Origin of the sequence: Mycobacterium sp. SMC-16, from assembly GCF_046250085.1 — a bacterium.
GTDB lineage: Bacteria > Actinomycetota > Actinomycetes > Mycobacteriales > Mycobacteriaceae > Mycobacterium > Mycobacterium phocaicum.
The window spans coordinates 5,844,831-5,865,108 of sequence record NZ_CP176427.1; the positions used below are offsets into that span (position 1 = coordinate 5,844,831).

At 67.6% G+C, this 20,278-nt stretch carries 22 protein-coding genes; 12 read left to right on the plus strand and 10 right to left on the minus strand.

Features of this window, described 5'->3' with window-relative positions:
- Positions 1-26 precede the first annotated feature (26 nt).
- On the minus strand, positions 27-161 hold the full coding sequence (locus tag ACJEIK_RS28365; protein ID WP_409430746.1) for a hypothetical protein: 135 nt from the start codon (positions 159-161) through the stop codon (positions 27-29).
- A 694-nt stretch (positions 162-855) separates the two neighbouring features.
- On the opposite strand from ACJEIK_RS28365, the gene ACJEIK_RS28370 reads away from it, so the two are divergent.
- Both ACJEIK_RS28370 and ACJEIK_RS28375 read left to right on the plus strand, forming a co-directional pair.
- Positions 856-1,356 (plus strand): hypothetical protein, encoded by a 501-nt coding sequence (locus tag ACJEIK_RS28370; RefSeq protein ID WP_409430747.1) that lies wholly within the window; start codon positions 856-858, stop codon positions 1,354-1,356.
- Between the two features lie 70 nt (positions 1,357-1,426).
- Positions 1,427-3,376 carry a hypothetical protein gene (locus ACJEIK_RS28375; RefSeq protein WP_409430748.1) on the plus strand — a complete coding sequence of 650 codons (1,950 nt, stop codon included), beginning with the start codon at positions 1,427-1,429 and terminating at the stop codon, positions 3,374-3,376.
- Positions 3,377-3,621: 245 nt separating this feature from the next.
- Here ACJEIK_RS28375 and ACJEIK_RS28380 read toward each other — a convergent pair whose 3' ends face one another.
- The 3 genes from ACJEIK_RS28380 to mrf all read right to left on the minus strand — a co-directional run bounded on the left by ACJEIK_RS28380 (position 3,622) and on the right by mrf (position 7,194).
- Complete coding sequence (locus ACJEIK_RS28380) at positions 3,622-4,671, minus strand: zinc-dependent alcohol dehydrogenase family protein (RefSeq protein ID WP_409430749.1); 1,050 nt, start codon at positions 4,669-4,671, stop codon at positions 3,622-3,624.
- Between the two features lie 50 nt (positions 4,672-4,721).
- Positions 4,722-5,822, minus strand: a complete 1,101-nt coding sequence (locus ACJEIK_RS28385; RefSeq protein WP_409431773.1) for an esterase family protein — start codon at positions 5,820-5,822, stop codon at positions 4,722-4,724.
- A 184-nt stretch (positions 5,823-6,006) separates the two neighbouring features.
- Positions 6,007-7,194 carry a ribosome hibernation factor-recruiting GTPase MRF gene (mrf, locus tag ACJEIK_RS28390; protein WP_409430750.1) on the minus strand — a complete coding sequence of 396 codons (1,188 nt, stop codon included), beginning with the start codon at positions 7,192-7,194 and terminating at the stop codon, positions 6,007-6,009.
- Positions 7,195-7,298: 104 nt separating this feature from the next.
- Between mrf and rpmB the strand changes: the two genes are divergently transcribed.
- From rpmB to rpsR, 4 genes are read left to right on the plus strand one after another with little or no spacing between them, the layout of a single operon-like run.
- On the plus strand, positions 7,299-7,535 hold the full coding sequence (gene rpmB / locus ACJEIK_RS28395) for a 50S ribosomal protein L28 (protein ID WP_029119200.1): 237 nt from the start codon (positions 7,299-7,301) through the stop codon (positions 7,533-7,535).
- Entirely contained in the window at positions 7,536-7,700 is a 165-nt protein-coding gene (gene rpmG, locus ACJEIK_RS28400) for a 50S ribosomal protein L33 (protein ID WP_409430751.1), read from the plus strand.
- Positions 7,701-7,702: 2 nt separating this feature from the next.
- Positions 7,703-8,008: a 30S ribosomal protein S14 gene (rpsN, locus tag ACJEIK_RS28405; protein WP_409430752.1), complete on the plus strand. Its 306-nt coding sequence runs from the start codon at positions 7,703-7,705 to the stop codon at positions 8,006-8,008.
- Positions 8,008-8,241: a 30S ribosomal protein S18 gene (gene rpsR / locus ACJEIK_RS28410; RefSeq protein WP_409430753.1), complete on the plus strand. Its 234-nt coding sequence runs from the start codon at positions 8,008-8,010 to the stop codon at positions 8,239-8,241. Before rpsN ends, rpsR begins: the two co-directional genes overlap by 1 nt.
- Here rpsR and ACJEIK_RS28415 read toward each other — a convergent pair.
- Both ACJEIK_RS28415 and ACJEIK_RS28420 read right to left on the minus strand, forming a co-directional pair.
- Positions 8,238-9,089 (minus strand): rhomboid family intramembrane serine protease, encoded by an 852-nt coding sequence (locus ACJEIK_RS28415; protein ID WP_409430754.1) that lies wholly within the window; start codon positions 9,087-9,089, stop codon positions 8,238-8,240. The genes rpsR and ACJEIK_RS28415 overlap by 4 nt on opposite strands.
- Positions 9,090-9,111: 22 nt before the next feature.
- Positions 9,112-9,900 carry an acyl-CoA thioesterase gene (locus ACJEIK_RS28420; RefSeq protein WP_409430755.1) on the minus strand — a complete coding sequence of 263 codons (789 nt, stop codon included), beginning with the start codon at positions 9,898-9,900 and terminating at the stop codon, positions 9,112-9,114.
- A gap of 55 nt (positions 9,901-9,955) precedes the next feature.
- Between ACJEIK_RS28420 and ACJEIK_RS28425 the strand changes: the two genes are divergently transcribed.
- The 3 genes from ACJEIK_RS28425 to lipE are packed head-to-tail and all read left to right on the plus strand — an operon-like array spanning position 9,956 to position 12,311.
- A complete protein-coding gene (locus tag ACJEIK_RS28425) occupies positions 9,956-10,582 on the plus strand; it encodes a class I SAM-dependent methyltransferase (RefSeq protein WP_061010088.1) in 627 nt (208 codons plus the stop codon).
- A complete protein-coding gene (locus ACJEIK_RS28430; protein ID WP_374704305.1) occupies positions 10,537-11,070 on the plus strand; it encodes a peroxynitrite isomerase in 534 nt (177 codons plus the stop codon). Before ACJEIK_RS28425 ends, ACJEIK_RS28430 begins: the two co-directional genes overlap by 46 nt.
- Complete coding sequence (gene lipE, locus ACJEIK_RS28435) at positions 11,067-12,311, plus strand: lipase LipE (protein ID WP_061010084.1); 1,245 nt, start codon at positions 11,067-11,069, stop codon at positions 12,309-12,311. Before ACJEIK_RS28430 ends, lipE begins: the two co-directional genes overlap by 4 nt.
- Positions 12,312-12,497: 186 nt before the next feature.
- Here the strand turns inward: lipE and ACJEIK_RS28440 are convergent, their stop codons facing one another.
- Complete coding sequence (locus ACJEIK_RS28440) at positions 12,498-12,917, minus strand: SRPBCC family protein (protein WP_064860277.1); 420 nt, start codon at positions 12,915-12,917, stop codon at positions 12,498-12,500.
- Positions 12,918-12,966: 49 nt separating this feature from the next.
- Here ACJEIK_RS28440 and ACJEIK_RS28445 point away from each other — a divergent pair, with 49 nt between their 5' ends.
- A complete protein-coding gene (locus ACJEIK_RS28445) occupies positions 12,967-14,511 on the plus strand; it encodes an acyl-CoA carboxylase subunit beta (protein WP_409430756.1) in 1,545 nt (514 codons plus the stop codon).
- Between the two features lie 70 nt (positions 14,512-14,581).
- Here ACJEIK_RS28445 and ACJEIK_RS28450 read toward each other — a convergent pair whose 3' ends face one another.
- Entirely contained in the window at positions 14,582-15,682 is a 1,101-nt protein-coding gene (locus tag ACJEIK_RS28450; RefSeq protein WP_409430757.1) for an FAD-dependent oxidoreductase, read from the minus strand.
- Position 15,683: 1 nt separating this feature from the next.
- On the minus strand, positions 15,684-16,475 hold the full coding sequence (locus tag ACJEIK_RS28455; protein ID WP_409430758.1) for an SDR family NAD(P)-dependent oxidoreductase: 792 nt from the start codon (positions 16,473-16,475) through the stop codon (positions 15,684-15,686).
- A gap of 63 nt (positions 16,476-16,538) precedes the next feature.
- Between ACJEIK_RS28455 and ACJEIK_RS28460 the strand changes: the two genes are divergently transcribed.
- The gene (locus ACJEIK_RS28460) at positions 16,539-17,432 is read left to right on the plus strand and encodes a hypothetical protein (RefSeq protein ID WP_409430759.1); all 894 of its coding nucleotides are present in this window, start codon (positions 16,539-16,541) and stop codon (positions 17,430-17,432) included.
- A gap of 3 nt (positions 17,433-17,435) precedes the next feature.
- Here ACJEIK_RS28460 and ACJEIK_RS28465 read toward each other — a convergent pair whose 3' ends face one another.
- Positions 17,436-18,170 carry an Rv3717 family N-acetylmuramoyl-L-alanine amidase gene (locus ACJEIK_RS28465; protein WP_374704307.1) on the minus strand — a complete coding sequence of 245 codons (735 nt, stop codon included), beginning with the start codon at positions 18,168-18,170 and terminating at the stop codon, positions 17,436-17,438.
- Between the two features lie 333 nt (positions 18,171-18,503).
- On the opposite strand from ACJEIK_RS28465, the gene ACJEIK_RS28470 reads away from it, so the two are divergent.
- Positions 18,504-20,273, plus strand: coding sequence for a CocE/NonD family hydrolase (locus ACJEIK_RS28470; RefSeq protein ID WP_064858356.1), 1,770 nt, complete (start codon positions 18,504-18,506; stop codon positions 20,271-20,273).
- Positions 20,274-20,278: the final 5 nt, after the last annotated feature.

Sequence of the window (20,278 nt, forward strand, 5' to 3'; positions counted from 1 at the left end):
GCTGGGCAAGCCAACTCAGATGTCACCTATTCGTGCAGCAGACCCATGTCCAGTTCGTCCCGCGTCAATTGCAGCTGGCAGGTCAGGCTGAATTTGAAACCCTTGCTGCCGCCCATCATTCCGCGAACCTCGTTCTGGCTACGTTGGATTACCAAACGCATCGGATTCTCGTTCTCCCGTTCCTTAATGTGCGCCAGCATCGATATGCCACGCGGTCCTCGTCACGCCAATCTCGCCGCAGTTGGGGTGGCGTGGCTTCCCGCTCGCGTGCGCGCTTCGCACCGGTCTTGGTCCACGCGAATGCGTCTCGGCTACCGAACTTTTCGCAACCACAAGAGCATGGCGCCAAAGTTCAGGGTTACGCGCGGCCCTGCCGGGGATGGCCGGTTGTTCCCCTACCGCAGAACCTGCGGATGACCCTTCTTCACATGACGCGGTGCGGTCGCGCCGTGCCACACACGCCCGGCGCGACCCCCGGGGCCAGGCCGATGCAAATCAGCCCCGCCCCGGCAGACTCATTTCCAGTGACCACCATGTTCGTTGCACACCAACCCGGTGTTGTTGCACTTGCTGCATGTGAGCTTGCCGCCAATACCGCTGGCTCGTCCGCCATTGCATCCTTGGCAATCATTCAGCGGTCGGTGACACTTCTTGCAGTTACTCACAACAATCACCCTCTCAAAGTTTGCTGAACCAGCGTCAACGATCGTCGCACTGCCGCGGTCGGATCGCAATCATACGTTCGGTTGACGCGGGAATGCATCGCTGTCAGTGACACTGGAGCGCACGTGGATCGGGTTATGTCGTCCGTTCGGGGGAGGGTGTGATGGTGTTGTTGGTTGTTAGGTTGCTGGTGTGACCGATACGAAGCAGGTTTTCGTCTCTCAGTTGGAGGCGCAGCTAACTGTCAAGCTGGGCCCGCGAGAGCAGGATTGGGGGTCGTTTCCTGATGAGAGCACACCGTTGGTGACCTGGCTGCGCGACGGCACGGTGTTCATCCACGCCGACCAGGAGAAGCTGTCGGTACGGGTTCCACTGGTCAGTGACCTGACAGTGTCCCCGGCGATTCTCGAGTGGATTAGCGGCCGCAACTCGGGGCAGTACGCGGGTCATTACTGGCTACGGCCGGGCTCTGACGAGCATCATTGGCAGTTGGTGTGTGAGGTTAAATTCCCATGGGACTGGATGGATCAGCATCTGGCCAATGTTGTGCTGCAGACCTGTGTCGGCCTGGGCACGGTGCTCAATCGGGACGTGGCCCCCGGATTCATGGAGCAGTTCGGTGGTCTGCGATGGTGGGATGAGTCGCACACCCCGGAGATGATGCGCGCTCAGACGCTGGCATTGCTGGACTGATCCGGCATCGGCGTCGTGACCACGACCAGATCGCCTGCAGCACGGCAACCGTGTGGACGGAAGGGCACCGATGGCTGACGAGCACATCCCACTGGCCGACCCCAACTTGGCCGACGGGCATCCCCGGCAGGTCGCCCACGAATTGCTCACCGCCGTGGGGCTGGGGTTCGTGTTTTACGGGCCCGGCGATGCCGTGTCCTGCTTCCAGTCGTTCCTCGCACTGGCACCGGCGTTACGGGACACCGACGGACATAACGGCGGCAGCTACCTCGGTGTCCTGCGCGGGCGGCCTGGGATCTTCTGGCTGGCCTTCGAAGGGCCGCACGGGTCGGCGATCGCGGTCTGCGTCACCTCCGACGCCGACACCGAGTTCGTAACCAACCACATCGCCATGCGATTGAGGGACGCTCGAGCACCCTGGCGATGGGGCATCTGCACCGGCGGCAACGTTCCGGCCGGGTGCACCCGAATCCTCGATACCGCCGACGTCATCGAACTCCACGCCCTGCCCGGATTGCAGCACATCCCCGCCGACGCATCGGGTGCACTACCCACCGACTTGGTAGCCGGCCTGACGGCACGGGGCTGGGAACCGGCCGGAAACGGACTGCGCAAAGACTTCCCGCTCATCGGTAGAGGAGTGCAGCCGGCGTTTGTTTTTTCCCGACACAACCAGACCTTCGGCATCGTCACTCAAATCGGCACGACCACCGACGGCGTCGTGCCCGAACAGTTCCGCCGCCGCCAGGAAGAACCGTACCTCGTGGAAGCGGCCGGGGACCTGGTATTGATGTGCCAACCGATCGGATACGAACACCCCACCGCCACAACGGAATATGTCGACGCCGCCGCCCGCGTCCTCGTCGCCCGCGCCGCGGCCCCGCACTTCCCGTTGGGCAACCACCACACACCCAGTACCCCTCCACAACCACAGACCGCACCCATCTCGGCGAGGCAGCCTGACTCGGGCCAGGCAACGACCTCCACGACTGCGGCGCCCGGGAGTCCGCCACAGCACGGACCGTCGGCTACTACCTCCGGGCGAGTCCGCGACGCTGCGGCCGGCCCACGCGATGCCGTTGGTGCCGTGGAAAGTCGGCGGTCGACAGTGCTGCTCGCTGGCGCGGCTCTTGCAGTAGTCGTTTTGGTGCTGCTCGCCATCGTGCTCACGAACAGCGGGGGCAGTTCGTCACCTGCAACGAGTCCCAGCGGGTCGACTGCACCGCCGCGCGTGGACCAAGTCGCCGTCTGCAATAGCACACCAACCTTCTCGCCCCAGTCGGCTAACCTAGGGACGGCTGGTTTATCGATCGATACCCGCATCACCCCGGCCTGTGCTGCCGGAGACCTACTTGCCAACAGTCGACTACAGGTCGACGTCATCGATGGTTCCGGGCGCAGCGTGGCTGCTGGCCTGTTCGACACGGCGTCCGCCCCACTGACCGCAGCGCCCGGAGGCAGTACCGCAACCTTGATCTTTCCCGCCGGAACCTACTGGCGGACACCAGGACCTGCCGATCAGCTGCGGATGACCATCACGCGACAAGGCACCGACCAGACGCCGACCACAGGCACCCTCGGCGCGTCCAGCATCACCGCCGCCGCCGTGGGCACTCCGGCAACCGGCACCGTCGACGAAGCGGCCCAGTCGGCGCTCAGCGATCTCGCCGCCGAGGACCGTGTGGCGATAGACGCGTCGCTGCTGGAGGTGTGGCAACCGCAACTCAGCTCGAAACGAACAGGCCTGGTTGCTGACGGAATCACTTGGTCGGCAAGCGATATTATGCGCGAACACATGCAGTTGCGGCAGCGTTTTCCCGGCGCACGCCTACTGTGGTCGGGTGATTGGCCGGTGTTCAGCTCCCCCACGTGGTGGGTGACGGTTGCCGGAGTCCCCTTTGCCGGCGGCGATCAAGCCAACGGCTGGTGTACCAGTGAGGGTTTCGACGCCGATCACTGCTTCGCGAAATTGCTCAGTCACAACCGGGGGTCCTCGGGGACCACTATCATGCGTCGATAGCCACCGCCGGCCCCGTGTCCGCCTCCAGCGGTGTGGTGAACGAAACTGGAAACTGGTACCGACCCTGTTTCTTGGCAAAGACGACACCACCGTCATGACCGACCGTCAGCGCGGCCGCGTGGTATTGATGCGCATCGCTCGTCCCGCTATCGCCCCGGAGACGCCTTTACGGCAAACGTTACAAGCCAAGTCTGGCAAGGACATTGAAGGAGTCGGCCGCCTGCCTATGGCCGACGCGCCGGCAATCAGGGCTCGAGCAGCACCTTGATGGCCGTGCGCTGATCCATCGCCGTGTACGCGTCGGCGACCTGAGCCAGCGGCAGGGACAGGTCGAACACCCGGCCGGGCTCGATGGCCCCCGACAGCACGTCGGGCAGCAGCTCGTCGAGGTACGGACGCACGGGCGCGATACCGCCCGCGACGTGGATGTTGGTGCTGAACAGTTTCTGCATCGGCAATTCGGGGGCGCCGGCCGGCACCCCGACGAACCCCAGAGAGCCACCGGGACGGACCGCCCCGAGTGCCTGGTGCATCGAATCCTTGGTGCCGACGCACTCGAGCACGGAGTCGGCGCCGACGCCCCCGAGCAGTTCCTCGATGGCGGCGATCCCGTCATCACCGCGTTCGGCGACGATGTCCGTGGCCCCGAACGCACGTGCCAGACGCTGCCGGTCTTCGTGCCGCGACATCGCGATGATCCGCTCGGCGCCAAGGCGTTTCGAGGCCAGCACCGCGCACAGCCCGACGGCCCCGTCACCCACGACCACCACGGTGGCACCGGGCTGCACGTTCCCGGATCGCGCGGCGTGGTGACCGGTGGACATGACGTCGGCCAGGGTCAGCAGGTGCGGGAACAGTTCTACGTCAGGCGATTCCGGCACCGTGACGAGGGTGCCGTCGGCGAAGGGCACCCGGACGTACTGGCCCTGGGCCCCGTCGAGCGGCTCGCCGGTCTTGGCGGTGCCGCCCCACACCCCGAAGTTGACGCACGACGTGGTGATTCCGTTGCGGCAGTGCACGCAGGTGCCGTCGCTGTCGGTGAACGGCGAGATGACGAAATCCCCGACGCGGATGTTCTTGACGTCAGCGCCGACGGCCTCCACGATCCCGATGAACTCGTGCCCGATCGGGTGCGGGGCAGGCGTCGGACGCACCCCGCGGTACGGCCAGAGGTCCGAACCGCACACGCAGGTCCGGACCACGCGCACCACGGCGTCGTTCGGTGACTGAATCTGCGGATCGGGGCGTTCTTCGAATCTAATGTCGCCCGGCCCGTGGATGATCGTGGTCTGCACGGTTGTCCCGCCCTTTCAGGTGTCGAATTCGACCCCTGAGTCTTGCCGATTTAGCCCGTCGGCGCGAGGACCAGTCCGCCGGTGGCTGCGGGAGCGGGTGCGACCGGCGCCGGAACCGCAGCGGGCGCGGCGGCGGGCAACGCCACGGGCACGGCGGCCGGAACTGCAGCGGGCACCGCGGCCGCGACGGGAGCGGGAGCCGGCAACGCGACCGGAGCGACGGCCGGTGCGGGCGCCGGGGCAGGCGCCGGCACCGGAGCACCCACGCCCAGGACCCGCAGCAGGTCCGGCTTCATGGCCTGCAACTGCTGACCCCAGTAACCCCAGCTGTGGGTGCCGTCCGCCGGGAAGTTGAAGACCGCGTTGCGGCCGCCGGCCTGCTGGTACACCTTCTGGAAGTCCCGGTTGGAGCTGATGGTCAGGTTCTCCAGGAACTGGGCGCTGTAGAGGATGCCCAGGTCGCCCGGGGTGTCGAGGTCGGACGGCGTGCCGTTGCCGCAGTACACCCAGACGGCGGTGTTGTTGGCCACCAGCTGCCGGACGTTGACGGTCGGGTCGTTGCGCTTCCAGGCCGGATCACTGGCGATACCCCACATCTGGGTCGGGTTGAAGCCGCCGGCGTCCTTCATCGCGAAGCCGATCAGCGTGGGCCACAGGCCCTGCGACGGGTTGAGGAAGCCCGACAGCGAGCCGGCGAAGATGAACTGCGCCGGGTGCCAGATCGCCAGCGTCAGCGCCGAGCCGCCCGACATCGACAGGCCGACGACGGCGTTGCCGGTCGGCTGCACGCCGCGGTTCGCGGCCAGCCAGGCCGGCAGTTCCTGGGTCAGGAACGTCTCCCACTTGTAGGTGATGACGCCATTGTTGTTGGTGGCCGGCTGGTACCAGTCGCTGTAGAAACTGGACTGCCCGCCGACCGGCATCACCATCGAGACGCCGGACTGGTAGTACCACTCGAACGCGGCGGTGTTGATGTCCCAGCCGCTCGCGTCGTCCTGGGCGCGCAGGCCGTCGAGCAGGTACACCGCGTGCGGTCCGCCGCCCTGGAACTGAACTTTGATGTCGCGTCCCATCGCGGGCGACGGAATGTTCAGCACCTCAACCGCTTTCGCGGCCGCATGCGCCTGCGGAGCCACCGCGGGCATCGCCATTGCTGGAACCGTCAGGGCAGCGACAGCCGCCACCGCGAGCCGCCGCAGTTTCGCGCCGTAATTCTTGCCAACCAGAGTCGCCAACACGAGAAAAAGCTAACGCCGTGCCGCGCCGTGCCGTTCGACCAACGCGCGGCGTGATCGCCTCGTTACCAAGGCGTTTGGCTATCGAGTCCGGAACCTCTCACGCCGTACCGTGATCGGTGCCGTCGCTGACGACCGTCACGTCGTCGCGGGTGCACGGTTCCTGGTGCCAGTCCCCGAACGGATCGGGGTAACCGGCCCACGTACCGGGTGCCGCGAATTCCTCGTCGGTGAGCAGGGCGTCGTTGAGCGCAGCGGTCACATCGTCGGGGCGGGCGCCGCAGACGAGGATCGTCATCGCGGTGTGCCGGTCACCGAATTCGTTGTCCCACATCAGGTCTGCGAGCGCGCGGCGTTCGCGGTCCAGGTAGGCCGCTTCGCTCACGGTCATCGCGGCGATCCACCGACCGGCGTTGCTGACACGCAGGCCACCGCCGGCCGACTCCAGCCACATGACGTGGCCGGGCCGGTTCGCCAGCCACATCCGGCCGCGCGTCCGGATCACGCCGTCCAGGAGGTGATCGATTGCGTCGTGCAGACGTTCTGGATGGAATGGCCGGCGCGCGTTGAACTCGACAATCTGAACGGGTCCTTCAGGTTTCAGGCTCGGTTGCCCTGCGAGCAGCGGCCCATGCGGCTCGTCGGCGCGGCCCAGCCGGGCGTCGGGCCACAGCGTGCGCAACGCGTCCTCGACCAGGTCAGGCCCGGTGACGAGCTGAGCCCGCGGCGCCAGGCGGCGGCACACCTCGAGGAGCACGGGTTCGGCGTGGGTCACGACGAGGACGTCGGCGAACTCCGCCTGGCCCACTGCCACCTGCGCGACGGTCCGGCCGTCGGGCAGTTCGTCGTCACCCAGCGCGTCGGTGAGCCAGTCGCCGGCTTCGATGCACGTCACCACGCCGGCGATCACGACGTCGCGGGCAGCCGGTCCGTCGATGTATCCCGGACCCACCCGGACCCGAACGTGGTTGATGGCCCAGCAGATCGGCTCGGGTTCCATCCACGGCTCCAGGTGGACGACGATCCGGTTCACGTCATCGCGTCGGTGCAGCAGGCGCAGGTAGAGCAGCAGGTCGTTGCGGACGGTGCAGGACACGCATCCGTGGGCCAGTTCCAGCGCGGCCTCGGTTTCGTTGACGATGCCGTGCGGCGCGGTGACGGTGCGGCGGCGCACGACGTGCCCGTCGAACTGGTGCTCCACGAGCACCGTGCCCGGCGCCTTCAGTAGTTCCTCGGTCACGTATCCGGTCGGTCCCTGACCAGCCACGACGATCACCGGCGTCCGCATCGCCACTCCTTATCGACAATCATTTTCAATTCCTTCGCCGTCACGGTACAGTGGCGACCGGCAACTTGTCGAAAACGATTTTCATTAGCGATAGGGCGAAGGACATGTCAGCGCACTGCCAGGTCACCGGGCGCAAGCCTGGCTTCGGCAATACGGTTTCGCATTCGAATCGGCGTACCTCGCGCCGGTGGAACCCCAACATCCAGAGCAAGACCTACTACCTGCCCTCGGAGGGCCGGCGCATCCGCCTCCAGGTCAGCGCCAAGGGCATCAAGGTGATCGACCGGGACGGCATCGAGGCCGTGGTGGCGCGGCTGCGCCGGGACGGGGTGCGAATCTAGATGTCCCGCACCGATATCCGCCCCGTGGTGAAGCTCAAGTCCACCGCGGGCACCGGCTACACGTACGTCACCCGCAAGAACCGGCGCAACGATCCCGACCGCGTGGTGCTGCGCAAGTACGACCCCATCATCCGCAAGCACGTCGACTTCCGAGAGGAGCGCTGAGCATGGCCAAGAAGTCCAAGATCGCCAAGAACGAGCGGCGCCGGCTGACCGTCGCCCGCTACGCCGAGCGCCGGGCCGAACTCAAGGCGATCATCAAGTCCCCGTCGAGCACGATCGACGAACAGTCGGCCGCCATGCGGGAACTGGCCCGCCAGCCGCGCGACGCCAGCGCGGTACGGGTGCGCAACCGGGACGCCGTCGACGGCCGTCCGCGCGGCCACCTGCGCAAGTTCGGCCTGTCCCGCGTTCGGGTGCGCGAACTGGCACACGAGGGACAGCTGCCCGGCATCAGGAAAGCGAGCTGGTGATGGCAAACCGCAAGACCGTTAGACGGCCGGTCCAAGCGAAACGGCCCGCCACGAACATGTTCACCAAGCTCGGGATCGAGCGCGTCGACTACAAGGACACCGCCATGCTGCGGCAGTTCATCTCCGAGCGCGGCAAGATTCGGTCCCGGCGCGTGACCGGCCTGACGGTCCAGCAGCAGCGGCAGGTCGCCACCGCGATCAAGAACGCCCGGGAAATGGCGCTGCTCCCCTAGCTCGGGATCATCCCGTACATCGTCTGTAGCTGCTGCGTCCGCAGCAGCACCAGGCCCACGAACAGTACGAGCAACACCGTGGTCACCGAGATCAGCGCCAGGAGTCGTTGCCGCGCAGGCACATAGGCGAAAACGGCCGCCACCAAGGTGCCGGTGACCAATCCACCGACGTGACCCTGCCAGCTGATCGCCTGCGAGCTGATGGCAGGGACCACAAAGGTGATCACCAGGTTGATGGCGATCAGCAACGCGATGCCGCGGACCTGCAGCTGCAGCCGCCGGAACAGGACGAACGTCGCGCCGAACAAGCCGAAGATCGCGCCGGAGGCACCGGCCGTACCCGAGTTCAGCGGTGACAGCAGATACACCAGGACCGCCCCACCGAGGCCACTGAGCGCGTACAAGACCCCGAAGCGAAGCCGGCCCAGCCATTGCTCCAACTGCGGCCCGACGGCCCACAACGCCCACATGTTGAACACGATGTGCGCCAGGCCGTAGTGCAGGAAGGCCGACGTCACCAAACGGTAGTACTGCCCGTAGACGGCAACGCCGGGCGGCCACAGCACCAGATCCTGCTGCATCTGCGCCGAGGTGTGCTGCAGCACGAACATCACCACGTTGACCGCGATCAGCGTGTAGGTGACCAGCGAGCCCTTGGCGATCCGGCCGCCGAAGTGGGTCCGGGCCTGCCGCACCGACCGCTTGCCTTCGTTGACGCACTCCGGGCACTGCTGGCCCACGGCGGCTGCGGTCATGCAGTCCGGGCAGATCGGTCGACCGCACCGGCTACAGCTCACGTACGTCGGGCGGCTGGGGTGCCGATAGCAGGTCGGCGTCGGGACGGTCATCAGTGAGAGTGATCTTCCGGGACTACAGCCGCCACAGGGCTTCCTGGCTGGTGCTGGCGATCAGCACCCCACCAGTGTCGTACAGAGCTCCCGTGACCAGCCCGCGGGAGTCCGTGTTGTTCAGTCGGGTGACCTCGTACCGGTGCCAGTCGTGCGGCACGAACGGCCGATGGAACCACACCGCGTGGTCCAGGCTGGCGGCGAATCCGTCCCGCAGGCTCGTGCCGTCGGGCCGCGCGACGGGCACCGGCCCGAAGTCGGACATGAAGGTCAGCGCGGCGGCCCGGGTCAGGGCGTCGTCCTCGATCTCGTCCTTGGTGCGAATCCAGAACGGGGGCACGGCGAACGGGCCCGTGTCCTCCGGCCGGACCCGCATATCGAAGAAGTCCGCGACGGTCCGGCTGGGCGGTTTGGGCACGGAGGCGTCGAACTCGAGACCGCGCACCTCGGGGCGCTGCCAGTCGGCGCCGGGTTCGGGCACATGGAACGACGCGATCATCTCCAGGATCGTCTTGCCGTTCTGCCTGGCCGTGACGCGCCGCGTGTCGAAGGACCGGCCGTCCCGGGTCCGTTCCACGTGAAACTCCACGTCGACGCCGTACCGACCGCCTCGGACGAAGTAGAGGTGCAGCGACTGCGGCAACTTGTCCGGCTCGACGGTGCGGCCGGCCGCACCGAGCGCCTGTGCGGCGATCAGGCCGCCGAACAGGGACCGTCCCGGCCCTTCGGTCGGCTGCGGGGCGATGAAGGTGTCGCCGTCGCGCGCGAAGTCCAGGACCTGGGCAATCCAGCTGGGCGCAGCAGAACTCATAAAGCGGCAGCGTATCGATCGGGATCCGGCCGGCGCCGCCGCCTAGGCTAAGCGCATGGTTCAACGCCGGGGATTCAACGACACCGTCACCCGCTTCTGGGGCTTCGCCGCCCCCGCCTATGACACCCAGGTGCTGCAGCGCTTCGTCTATCAGCCCGCGCAGGACGAGGTCCTGGCTCAGCTGCGCGCGCACGGCGCCCTGACGATCGCCGATATCGGCTGCGGCACCGGCATTTTCGCCGACCGGATCGAACGTGAGCTCAATGCCGTCGTCACCGGCGTCGACATGTCCGAGGGCATGCTGGCCCAGGCCAAGGCCCGGTCCTCGAAGGTCAACTGGGTCACCGCACCGGCCGAGCAGCTGCCGTTCAACGACGGCGCGCTGGACGCGGTGGTCACGACGTCGGCGTTCCACTGGTTCGATCAGCCCGCCGCGCTGCGCGAGTTCCACCGCGTGCTCAAGCCGGGCGGCATCGCGGCCGTCACCACCATCAGCCCGCGGCAGGTGCTGCCGCTGCACGCGCTGTCGTCGCACATTCTCAACCCCGCCCACAATCCTTCCCCCGCGGAGATGAAGAAGCTCTTCGAAGGCGCCGGGTTCACGGTGTCCGAGCAGCACCGGGTGAAGCGGCCGGCGTGGACGCTCATCGTCTCCGACCTGCTGACCGTCGGAACCAAGTAGCCGAGATGCCCGATCTGCACCCCGACGTCGCGGTCCTGGCCCCGCTGCTGGGTACCTGGGCCGGCAACGGCTCCGGTGAGTACCCGACCATCGCCTCGTTCGACTACCTCGAAGAAGTCACCTTCGGCCACGTCGGCAAGCCGTTCCTGGCCTACAGCCAGCGCACCCGCGCCGCCGATGACGGCCGTCCCCTGCACGCCGAAACCGGGTACCTCCGCGTCCCCGCGCCCGGACGCGTCGAGTGGGTGCTGGCGCATCCCACCGGCATCACCGAGATCCTGCAGGGCACGCTCAGCACCGACGGTGAATTCGTCCTCGACCTCGCCACCACCGACATCGGGCGCACCGACTCCGCGAAAGAGGTTGACGCCCTGCGGCGTTGGTTCCGCCTCGACGGAGACACGTTGAGCTACAACGTCCGAATGGCCGCCGTGGGCATCCCGCTGCGCCACCACCTCGCGGCCGTGCTGCATCGGAAGGACGCATGACGGAACCCCAGACCGGCCGCATTCGGGTCCCCGCCGACCTGGACTCGGTGACGGCCACCGGCACAGAAGACCACACCGGCGTCGATCCGCAAGCGGTGGAACGCATTTGGCAGGCCGCCCAGCACTGGTACGCGGCCGGTATGCACCCGGCCATCCAGGTCTGTCTGCGCCAGAACGGCCGGGTGGTGCTCAACCGCGCGATCGGCCACGGCTGGGGCAACGGGCCCGACGACCCTGCCGATGCCGAGAAGATCCCCGTCGGCGTCGACACCCCGTTCTGCGTGTACTCGGCCGCCAAGGCCATCAGCACGACGGTCGTGCACATGCTCGTCGAGCGCGGCGAACTCGATCTGGACGCCCGGGTCTGCGACTACCTGCCGACGTACACCAGCCACGGCAAGGACCGCACGACCGTGCGCCACGTCGTCACCCACAGCGCCGGGGTGCCGCTGGCCACCGGGCCACGGCCGGACCTCAAGCGGATGAACGACAGCGACTACGCCCGCGAGATGCTGGGGAACCTCCGGCCGATCTACCGGCCGGGCCTGGTCCACATGTACCACGGCCTCACCTGGGGGCCGTTGATCCGCGAAATCGTCTCGGCCGCAACGGGTCGCAACATCCGCGACATCCTGGCGACCGAGATCCTCGAGCCGCTCGGCTTCCGCTGGACCAATTACGGCGTTGCGCCGGAAGATGTTCCGCTGGTCGCGCCGAGCCACGTCACCGGCAAGCCGTTGCCGGCGCCGATGGCGGCGGCGTTCAAGAAAGCCGTCGGGGGCACCCCGAGCCAGATCATCCCGTTCAGCAACACCCCGGACTTCCTGACCAGTGTGGTGCCGTCGTCGAGCACGGTGTCGAACGCTGTCGAGCTGTCGCGGTTCGCTGAATTGCTGTGCCGCGGCGGTGAACTCGACGGCGTTCGGGTGCTACGTGCCGAAACGCTGCGCGCCGCAGCCGCACCGTGCCGGCGCCTGCGGCCCGACATCGCGGTCGGACTCATGCCGATGCGCTGGGGCACCGGATACATGTTGGGCTCCACGCGATTCGGACCGTTCGGGCGCAACGCACCGGCTGCCTTCGGGCACACCGGGCTGACCAACATCGCGGTGTGGGCCGACCCGGCCCGGAACCTTGCCGCTGCCGTGGTCAGCAGCGGCAAGCCCGGTGGTCATCCCGAGGCCAAGCGGTACCCGGCGCTGCTCGACGCGATCGCCAGGGAGATTCCACAGTCCGGGTAGCGGCGAAAGTACGTGAGCTCAGTCGCGATGGCGATCTGCCGTCGGTTATTGAACTCAGGGTCTTCTCAGAGCCCCAGAAGGTGCCTGCGTTCAATTGCATTGCGGATGAGCGCGTTCTGATTGAAGCCACGTACTTTCGCCGCTGCGGCAGCTCTCCAGACGACCGGTGCGATCCGGAGTACCCGGCTACGCCTTGGCCGCGGCCTTCGCGAACAGACGCAGCAGCACCTGGTTGATGGCGACCAACGCCAGCTTCACCGGCGGGAACGACGCGGTCGAGCTCAGCGAGTAGTCGATGCGCGTGCCGGAGCCCTCGGGGGTCAGCCGCACCTCACCCGCGTAGCCCGGGAACGGCACGCCGGAGCGGGCCTTGTAGCCGAAGACGTTGGGGGCGTCGAAGGTGACGACCTCTTCGACGATCGCCGGCGCCGGCCCGGGGGCCGAGATCCGGCGGACGGCGCCCAGGCCGTTCGGCGCCGGGGTGCCGGGCTGATCGATGGTCACGCTGATGCCGGGACCCCAGTTGGCCATGCCTTCGTGGTCGATCAGGGTCGCCCAAACAACGTCGATCGGGCGGGCAACGGTGGTGGTTGCAGTCGATTGCATGGACCGATCATGCCGCACCCCCTTTCAGTGCGCCTGGCAGGCTGACCCCATGCCCGACGAGCCGTTGCGTGACGACCACACCGAGCTGCTGCGCCGACGGGCGCTCACCGAGGACGCCGCCCGGCCGGACGCCGTTCAGCGTCGGCACGACGCCGGCGGCCGGACCGCCCGCGAGAACATCCTCGACCTGGTCGACGACGGCAGCTTCGTCGAATACGGCCGGTTCGCCATCGCGGCACAACGGGCGCGCCGCGAGCTCGACGACCTGATCGCGCGCACTCCGGCCGACGGCCTGGTGGCCGGTACGGCCCACGTCGACGGGCAGCCCTGTGCGGTGTTGTCGTATGACTACACCGTGCTGGCCGGCACCCAGGGCGCTCTCGGGCACCTCAAGAAAGACCGGCTGTTCGAACTGATCGAGCGGATGAAGCTGCCCACGGTGTTCTTCGCCGAGGGTGGCGGTGGGCGGCCCGGCGACACCGACCACCCGACGGTGTCGTCACTGGACGTGCGGGCCTTTGCGTTGTGGGCCGGCCTGTCCGGGGTGGTGCCGCGGATCGCGGTGGTCAAGGGCCGCTGTTTCGCCGGAAACGCGGTGATCGCCGGCTGTTCGGATCTGATCGTCGCGACCGAGGACACGTCGATCGGCATGGGCGGCCCCGCGATGATCGCCGGTGGCGGGCTCGGTGACATCGCGCCGGATGCCGTCGGCCCGATTTCGGTGCAGGCGCCCAACGGCGTGGTGGACGTCGTGGTGCCCGACGAGGCGACGGCGGTCTCGGTCACCCGGCAACTGCTCGGCTATTTCCGCGGACCTGCCGCACCTGGCACCGCACCGGACCAAACCGCTTTGCGCACAATCGTTCCCGAGCGCGCGCGGCGTGCCTACCAGGTCGCGCCGATCATCGAGACGCTCGCCGACGAAGGCTCCGTCATCTTCCTGCGGCAGAAGTTCGCACCCGAATTGGTGACCGCGCTGGCCCGTATCGAGGGCCGGCCCGTCGGCGTGATCGCCAACAACACCATGGTCATGGCCGGCGCCATCACCGCGGCGGCATCCGACAAGGCCGCCCGCTTCCTGCAACTCTGCGACGCCTTCGGGATTCCCGTGGTGTCTCTCGTCGACTGCCCGGGCTTCATGGTGGGACCCGCCGCGGAGGCCGAGGCGTTGGTCCGGCGCGGATCGCGGCTGTTGGTCGCCGGCGCGGCCCTGCGGGTTCCGCTGATCGCGGTGATCCTGCGTCGCGGTTACGGCCTTGGCGCACAGGCGATGTGCGGGGGCAGCCTGCGCGAGCCGCTGCTGACGGTGGCCTGGCCGGGTGCACACCTCGGACCGATGGGACTCGAGGGCGCGGTTCGGCTCGGGCTGCGCAAGGAGCTCGAAGCCATCGCCGACGACGATGCCCGCGAGCAGGCGGTGCGTGATGCCACCGCCGCCGCGCAGGCCAACGCCGCCGCGCTCAACTCGGCATCGATGTTCGAGATCGACGACGTCATCGACCCCGCGGAAACGCGGTCACTGATCGCCGCGACGCTGGCGACGGCCGAGCCGGCCGGCCTGGCGCCGCGGCGGGGCTTCGTCGACACCTGGTGAGTTCGTTGACCCTGAAGTGAGGGCGCAAAAGTGCGAGTAGCGGGCGCCCTGGTTACAGGGTCAACGCTTGTCAGTCGCGCACGCCGCGATACAGCTGCCGGCGCACGACGAACCGCTGCAACACCCGGTCGACGGTCCACGCCGGGAACCGGACGGCCTGCCCCCACGGGGTGAACACCTCGAGCCCGTCGGGCTGGGGGCCGAGCACGGAACCCCACCGCACAGCAGGCGGCCGGTAGCGCCGCAGTTTTCGAGATTTCAGCTGGGCCAGAATGTTTCGCGCGACCAGCGCACCACCACCGTTACGTGCTGACGTCCGCAGCGGATCGGTCGCCGCGACATCACCGACGGCGAAGACGCCCGGATACCCGGGTACCGCCAGTTCCGGGGTGACGCGGACGAAGCCGTCGTCGTCGAGAATCTGCGGCGGCAGCCACGCCGTGTTGGGCCGCACCCGTCCGACTGCCCACAGCACCGCATCGGCTTCCCCGTCGGGTTGCCCGGTGCTGAATTCGATTGGCCCGGCGGTGATCTCGTCACGGTTCGGGGGCAGGATCGCGCGGTGACCGAGATGTTGCCGGACGCCGAGCTCTGCCAGCCGCTGCGCAACGCGCACCTGTGTCCCGACGTGATACCCCGGAAGTATCTGGGCGCCAGGGAAATACAGGTCGATCACCTTGTCCGGCCACGACCGCGCCAGATTCCCGGCACTGCTCACCGCCGTGGCCCCGCCGCCCACCACGGCGATGCGCTGCGCACGAGCCAGGCGTTCATGGGTGTCGTGCAGGTCTGCTGCAACGTCGTCGGCCGTCTGCAGGGTCGGCCGCCGCCAGAATCCGTTGGTCGTTCCGGTCGAGATCAGCAGCACGTCGAACGGCTCGACGGTCTCGGTTCCGTCGGCCGCCGCCACCGTCACCGTGCGGGCGTCCAGGTCGGTGCCCGTCAGGGCGCCGTGCACGATCCGCACCGAGTCCAGGCCACGGAACCGCCGGAAACCGATGAAGTAGTCCCGTGCCCAGGCGTCGGGCCGCGCGACGCGCATGCCGAGTTCCTGCCCGCTGACCAGGCCGTCCTTGACCGAGATGCCGACGACGTCGGCGTGCGGGGCCAGTCGGACGGCAGCGAGGATGCCGCTGTCCCCCAGCCCCGCGACGACGATGCGCTTGCGCACGTCAGGGCAGGATCGAGTCGACGTAGCCGCCGTCGGCGCGCACCGCGGCGCCGGTGGTCGCCGACGACTGCTGCGAGCTGAGGTACACCACCATGTTCGCGATCTCTTCGGGCTCGATCAGCCTGCGCAGCAACGATTGTGGGCGGTACTTGATCATGAATTCGCGCTGCGCCTCGTCCCACGGCAGGTTCTTGTCGACCAGCTGGTAGACGAAGTCCTCGACGCCCCCGGTGTGGGTCGGGCCCGCGATCACCGAGTTCACCGTCACGCCGGTGCCTGCCGCGTCCTTGGCGAAACCGCGGGTCACCGCCAGCAGCGCGGTCTTGGATGTGCCGTAATGGATCATCTCCTCCGGGATGACGATCGCCGAGTCACTGGCGATCTGGATCGCGCGACCCCAGCCGCGTTCCGCCATCCCGGGCAGGTAGGTACGGATGAGCCGCACCGCGGACAGCACGTTCACCTCGAAGTATCGCCGCCACTCGTCGTCGGTGATCTCCTGTGCCGGGACCGATCCGAAGATGCCGAGGTTGTTGACCAGGATGTCGACATCCGGAAGTTGTTGCGTGAGTTGGGCAACACCTTCCTCGGTGGTGACGTCCGCGGCCACGCCGACGACGTCGGCGAACCCCTTGCCGGTGAGTTCGGCGACGGCCGCCCGGACTCGTTCGTCGCTGCGTCCGTTCACCACGACACGGGCTCCGCTGCCCGCGAGCCCTTCGGCAATGGCCAGTCCGATGCCCTGCGTGGAACCGGTTACCAGGGCGATCTTGCCGGTCAGATCAATGTGCACAATCAGCCTCCAATGAATGCTCCGGTCACACAACGCTAGCGCCCCCACTGAATAATCCGGGGCATGACCGAACTATTGGTGCTGCACATCGCCAAGCGGGAGATCCTGGCCGTGTCACTCGACGGTTCGCGGGTCCGCACGCTGGTCACCGATGTCGGTGAGACGCCCGACGGCATCGTCGTCGACCAGGCCCGGGGCCACATCTACTGGACCAACATGGGGACGCCCGACCCCGAATCCGGCCGCGGTGCCTTCTCGACGTTCTTCACCCGCAACGGGTCGATCGAGCGCGTCGATCTGGACGGTTCGGACCGGCGGACCATCGTGCCCCAGGGCGCGTTCACCACGGGCAAGCAGCTGACGGCCGACTTCGACGCCGGATTCCTCTACTGGTGCGACCGCGAAGGCATGCAGGTGCTGCGCTGTCAGCTGGACGGTTCCAGTTTGGAGACGCTGGTGGTGGCGGGTACCGACGCGCAGGACCCCCGCAATCACTGCGTGGGTATCGCCGTCGACCCGGTGAATAGCCTGGTCTATTGGACGCAGAAGGGCGCGCCGGATGCCGGTCAGGGCCGAATCTTCCGGTGCGGCACCGAGTTTCCCACGGGGCGGACGGCCGCTGACCGCGACGACATCGAGCTGCTGTGGCAGGACCTGCCCGAACCCATCGACCTGGATCTCGACCGCTCGGGAAACCTGGTCTGGACGGACCGGGGCGCCGAGCCGGACGGCAACACGCTCAATCGCGGTCAGGTCCAGCCTGCGGTCGGGTCGTACGCGATCCTGTCCCGCGGGTTCCAGGAGGCGATCGGCCTGGCCACCGCCGATGACACGACGTACTACGTGAGCGAGCTGCGCTCCGGCGGTATCCGCGTGGTGAACCTCGCCGACGGGACCGACCGTGAGCTGGCGCGACTGGGCCCGGGTGTCACCGGTGTCGCGCTGGCCGAGCTCTGAGCGCTAGCTGGCCTGGATGAACGCGGCGATGCCCTGGCAGATGGCGTTCGCGTAGGTCTGCCACCCCTGCATGGTGGCCATCGCGGCCCCCTCCTGCGGGTTCTTCATGTTGCCGCACTCGACCAGGATCGACGGGTACTGCGCGAGGTTCAGGCCGGTCAGGTCGGCCCGGCCGTACAGTCCGTTGCTGCCGATGTAGGTCGCCGGCGTCAGCCCCGAGGCCACCATCTTGTCGCGCATGATCTGGGCGAATCGCACGGACGGCCCTGCTTGCACCTGGTTGAGCGGCGGTGCGGAGTAGTTGACGTGGAATCCGTGGCCGCCGGCAGGGCCGCCGTCGGCGTGGACCGACACGACCGCATTGGGCCGCAGCGAATTCGCCATCTCGGCGCGCTGATCGACACATGGCCCCAGCGCGTTGTCGTTGTTGCGCGACAGGTGGACCTGAACACCGGCGTTCGCCAGCTGCTGCTGCATCAGCAGCACCACGTTCCAGGTGAACGAATGCTCGGGGAAACCTGCCGTCGTGGACGTGCCGCTGGTCTGGCACTCCTTGGTGCCGCCGCGGCCGGTGGGTACCTGCTTGCTGATCGACGAATCGTTGGCCCCGTTGTGTCCCGGGTCCAGGAACACCACTGCCCCCGCCAGACCGGCGGCTTTCGCCGCAGGCGCGGTGAGGGACGACACCACGGCAGGCATACCGACCAGAACCGGCGCCGCCGCAGCCATTCTCAGCATGCGCCGGCGCGAGATGCAGCCGACGCCCTTGGCCTCGTCGTCTCTTTCACACGGACTACTGGTCACTGATTGGATGCTACGGACCGACCCTGGGAACGCCGCCGAGCGCCCTGACACGGTTCCGTCACGAAGCAGTAACTTCTTTCGGGTTCGGCGTACGGTCGAGGTGTGGAGACGCATGTCGAGACACCAGGGGTGGGCGGACGGATCAAGGCCATGGCTGGTTGGGCCGCCACCCGTACCCGGAAGACCAGCCCATCGCCACTGTTGCCGGCGTGGGACGCGCCACCGGCGCAGTACGGCGTCGGCGTACATCACAACGTCGCGGTGCTGATGAGCGACGGCATCTCACTTCGGGTGGACATCCATTATCCGACCGACCCGGCTACGGGCGAGCCCGCATCCGGCCCGTTCCCCGTGCTGCTCTCGATGACGGCGTACGGCAAGAAGGCGCCGCCGCCGGCCGCCCAGATCGGTGGTGGCGCAACGCCGTATCTGATCCGTCGCGGCTACATCGAGGTGATGGCCGACGTGCGTGGCACCGGCGTGTCGAGCGGATCTTTCGAGATGCTCGGGCCCGAGCAGGTGCAGGACGGCGTCGATCTGGTGAATTGGGCTGCCTCCCTACCCAATTCAAATGGCCGCGTCGGCATGTTCGGTATTTCGTATCTGGCCATCAATCAGCTCATGACGGCGGCCGCGGTGGGCCCCGGCTCGCCACTGAAGGCGATCTTCCCGGCGATGGCCGCCAACGATTTCTATCGCGACGTCGTCACCATGGGCGGTGTCCCGCACATGCGTACGGTACGCGCGTACGGCGCCACCTACTCGCTGCTCAACGTGATCAACCCGGCACTGGAGTTCGCCCACCGCGGCGGCCATGAAAGGCCCAGGGCCGGTGGCATTTCCGCGGTACGGCAGCGGGGACGCGACCAGCGCAGCTACTTCCGGAACCTGATCAAGGACGCGATCGCCGGTGGTGACACCGCGTTCGACGGAACCTTCTGGGACACCATGCGCCCCGCGGAGGTGGTGCCGAAGATCGTCGAGAACGGCGTCGCGGTGTTTCTCGTGGGCGGCTGGCATGACGCGTTCCAGCGCGGCGCGCCGCTGAACTACGCGGCCCTGCAAAACACGTTCGCCGGCCGCCCCGCCGGCGCGGCCATGACCGCCGACCAGCCCGTGTCCGACAAGTTCCAGCTGATGGCGGGCCCGTGGTACCACGTCTCGGATCTCGACGGTCAGCACCTGCAGGCCTTGCAGCTACGCTGGTTCGACCACTGGCTCAAAGACGACGACACCGCGGCCGTCACCGGTGCGCCGGTGCGCTTTCAGGCGATCGGGAGCGCAAAGTGGTTCCGCACCAACGCTTATCCGTTCCCGGAAGCCACCCCGACGCGGCTGTACCTGGGCCTCGGCGGCGGCCTGTATGCCACGCCGTCGGCCGACGAATCGACCGCCACGCTCCAATATCTCTCTCGCGGACCGGTTTCCGGGCGCAGCCTGGAGCAGTGGAGCCTCGGCATGGGCAGCTTCATGGTCTCGCAGACCGGCCGCAGCGTCCGCTACGACCAGGACAACACCCGGCTCCAGCGTGACGCGCTCACCTACACCAGCGACGCCTTCGACACCGAACAGTTGCTGGCCGGTCCGGTCGGACTGACGATCTTCGCCACCGCCGACCGCAGCGAAACCCTGTGGGTGGCACACCTCGACGACGTCTCCCCCGAAGGCGTCAGCCGGCCCTTGACACAAGGGGCGCTCCTCGGTTCACACCGCGCCCTCGACCCCGAATCGAGCTGGGTCCTGCCCGACGGCACCATCCTGCGGCCACAGCACATCAGCACTCGGCAGGCGGCCGCACCCGTCGTACCCGGTGAGTTGACCCGCTACGACATCGAAGTGTTCCCCACCGCGGCGCTCCTCGCCCCGGGCCATCGGTTGCGGCTCACCGTCACGACCTACGACTTCCCGCATCTGGTGCCGACCCGCCCGCAGCGGACGGCCTTGACTGGCGGTACCTACCGGATTTCCCAAGGCGGCGTTCATGCTTCGCATCTGGTGGTGCCCTTGGCCGACCCGGCAACCATGGAGCAGCTCTAGTCCTA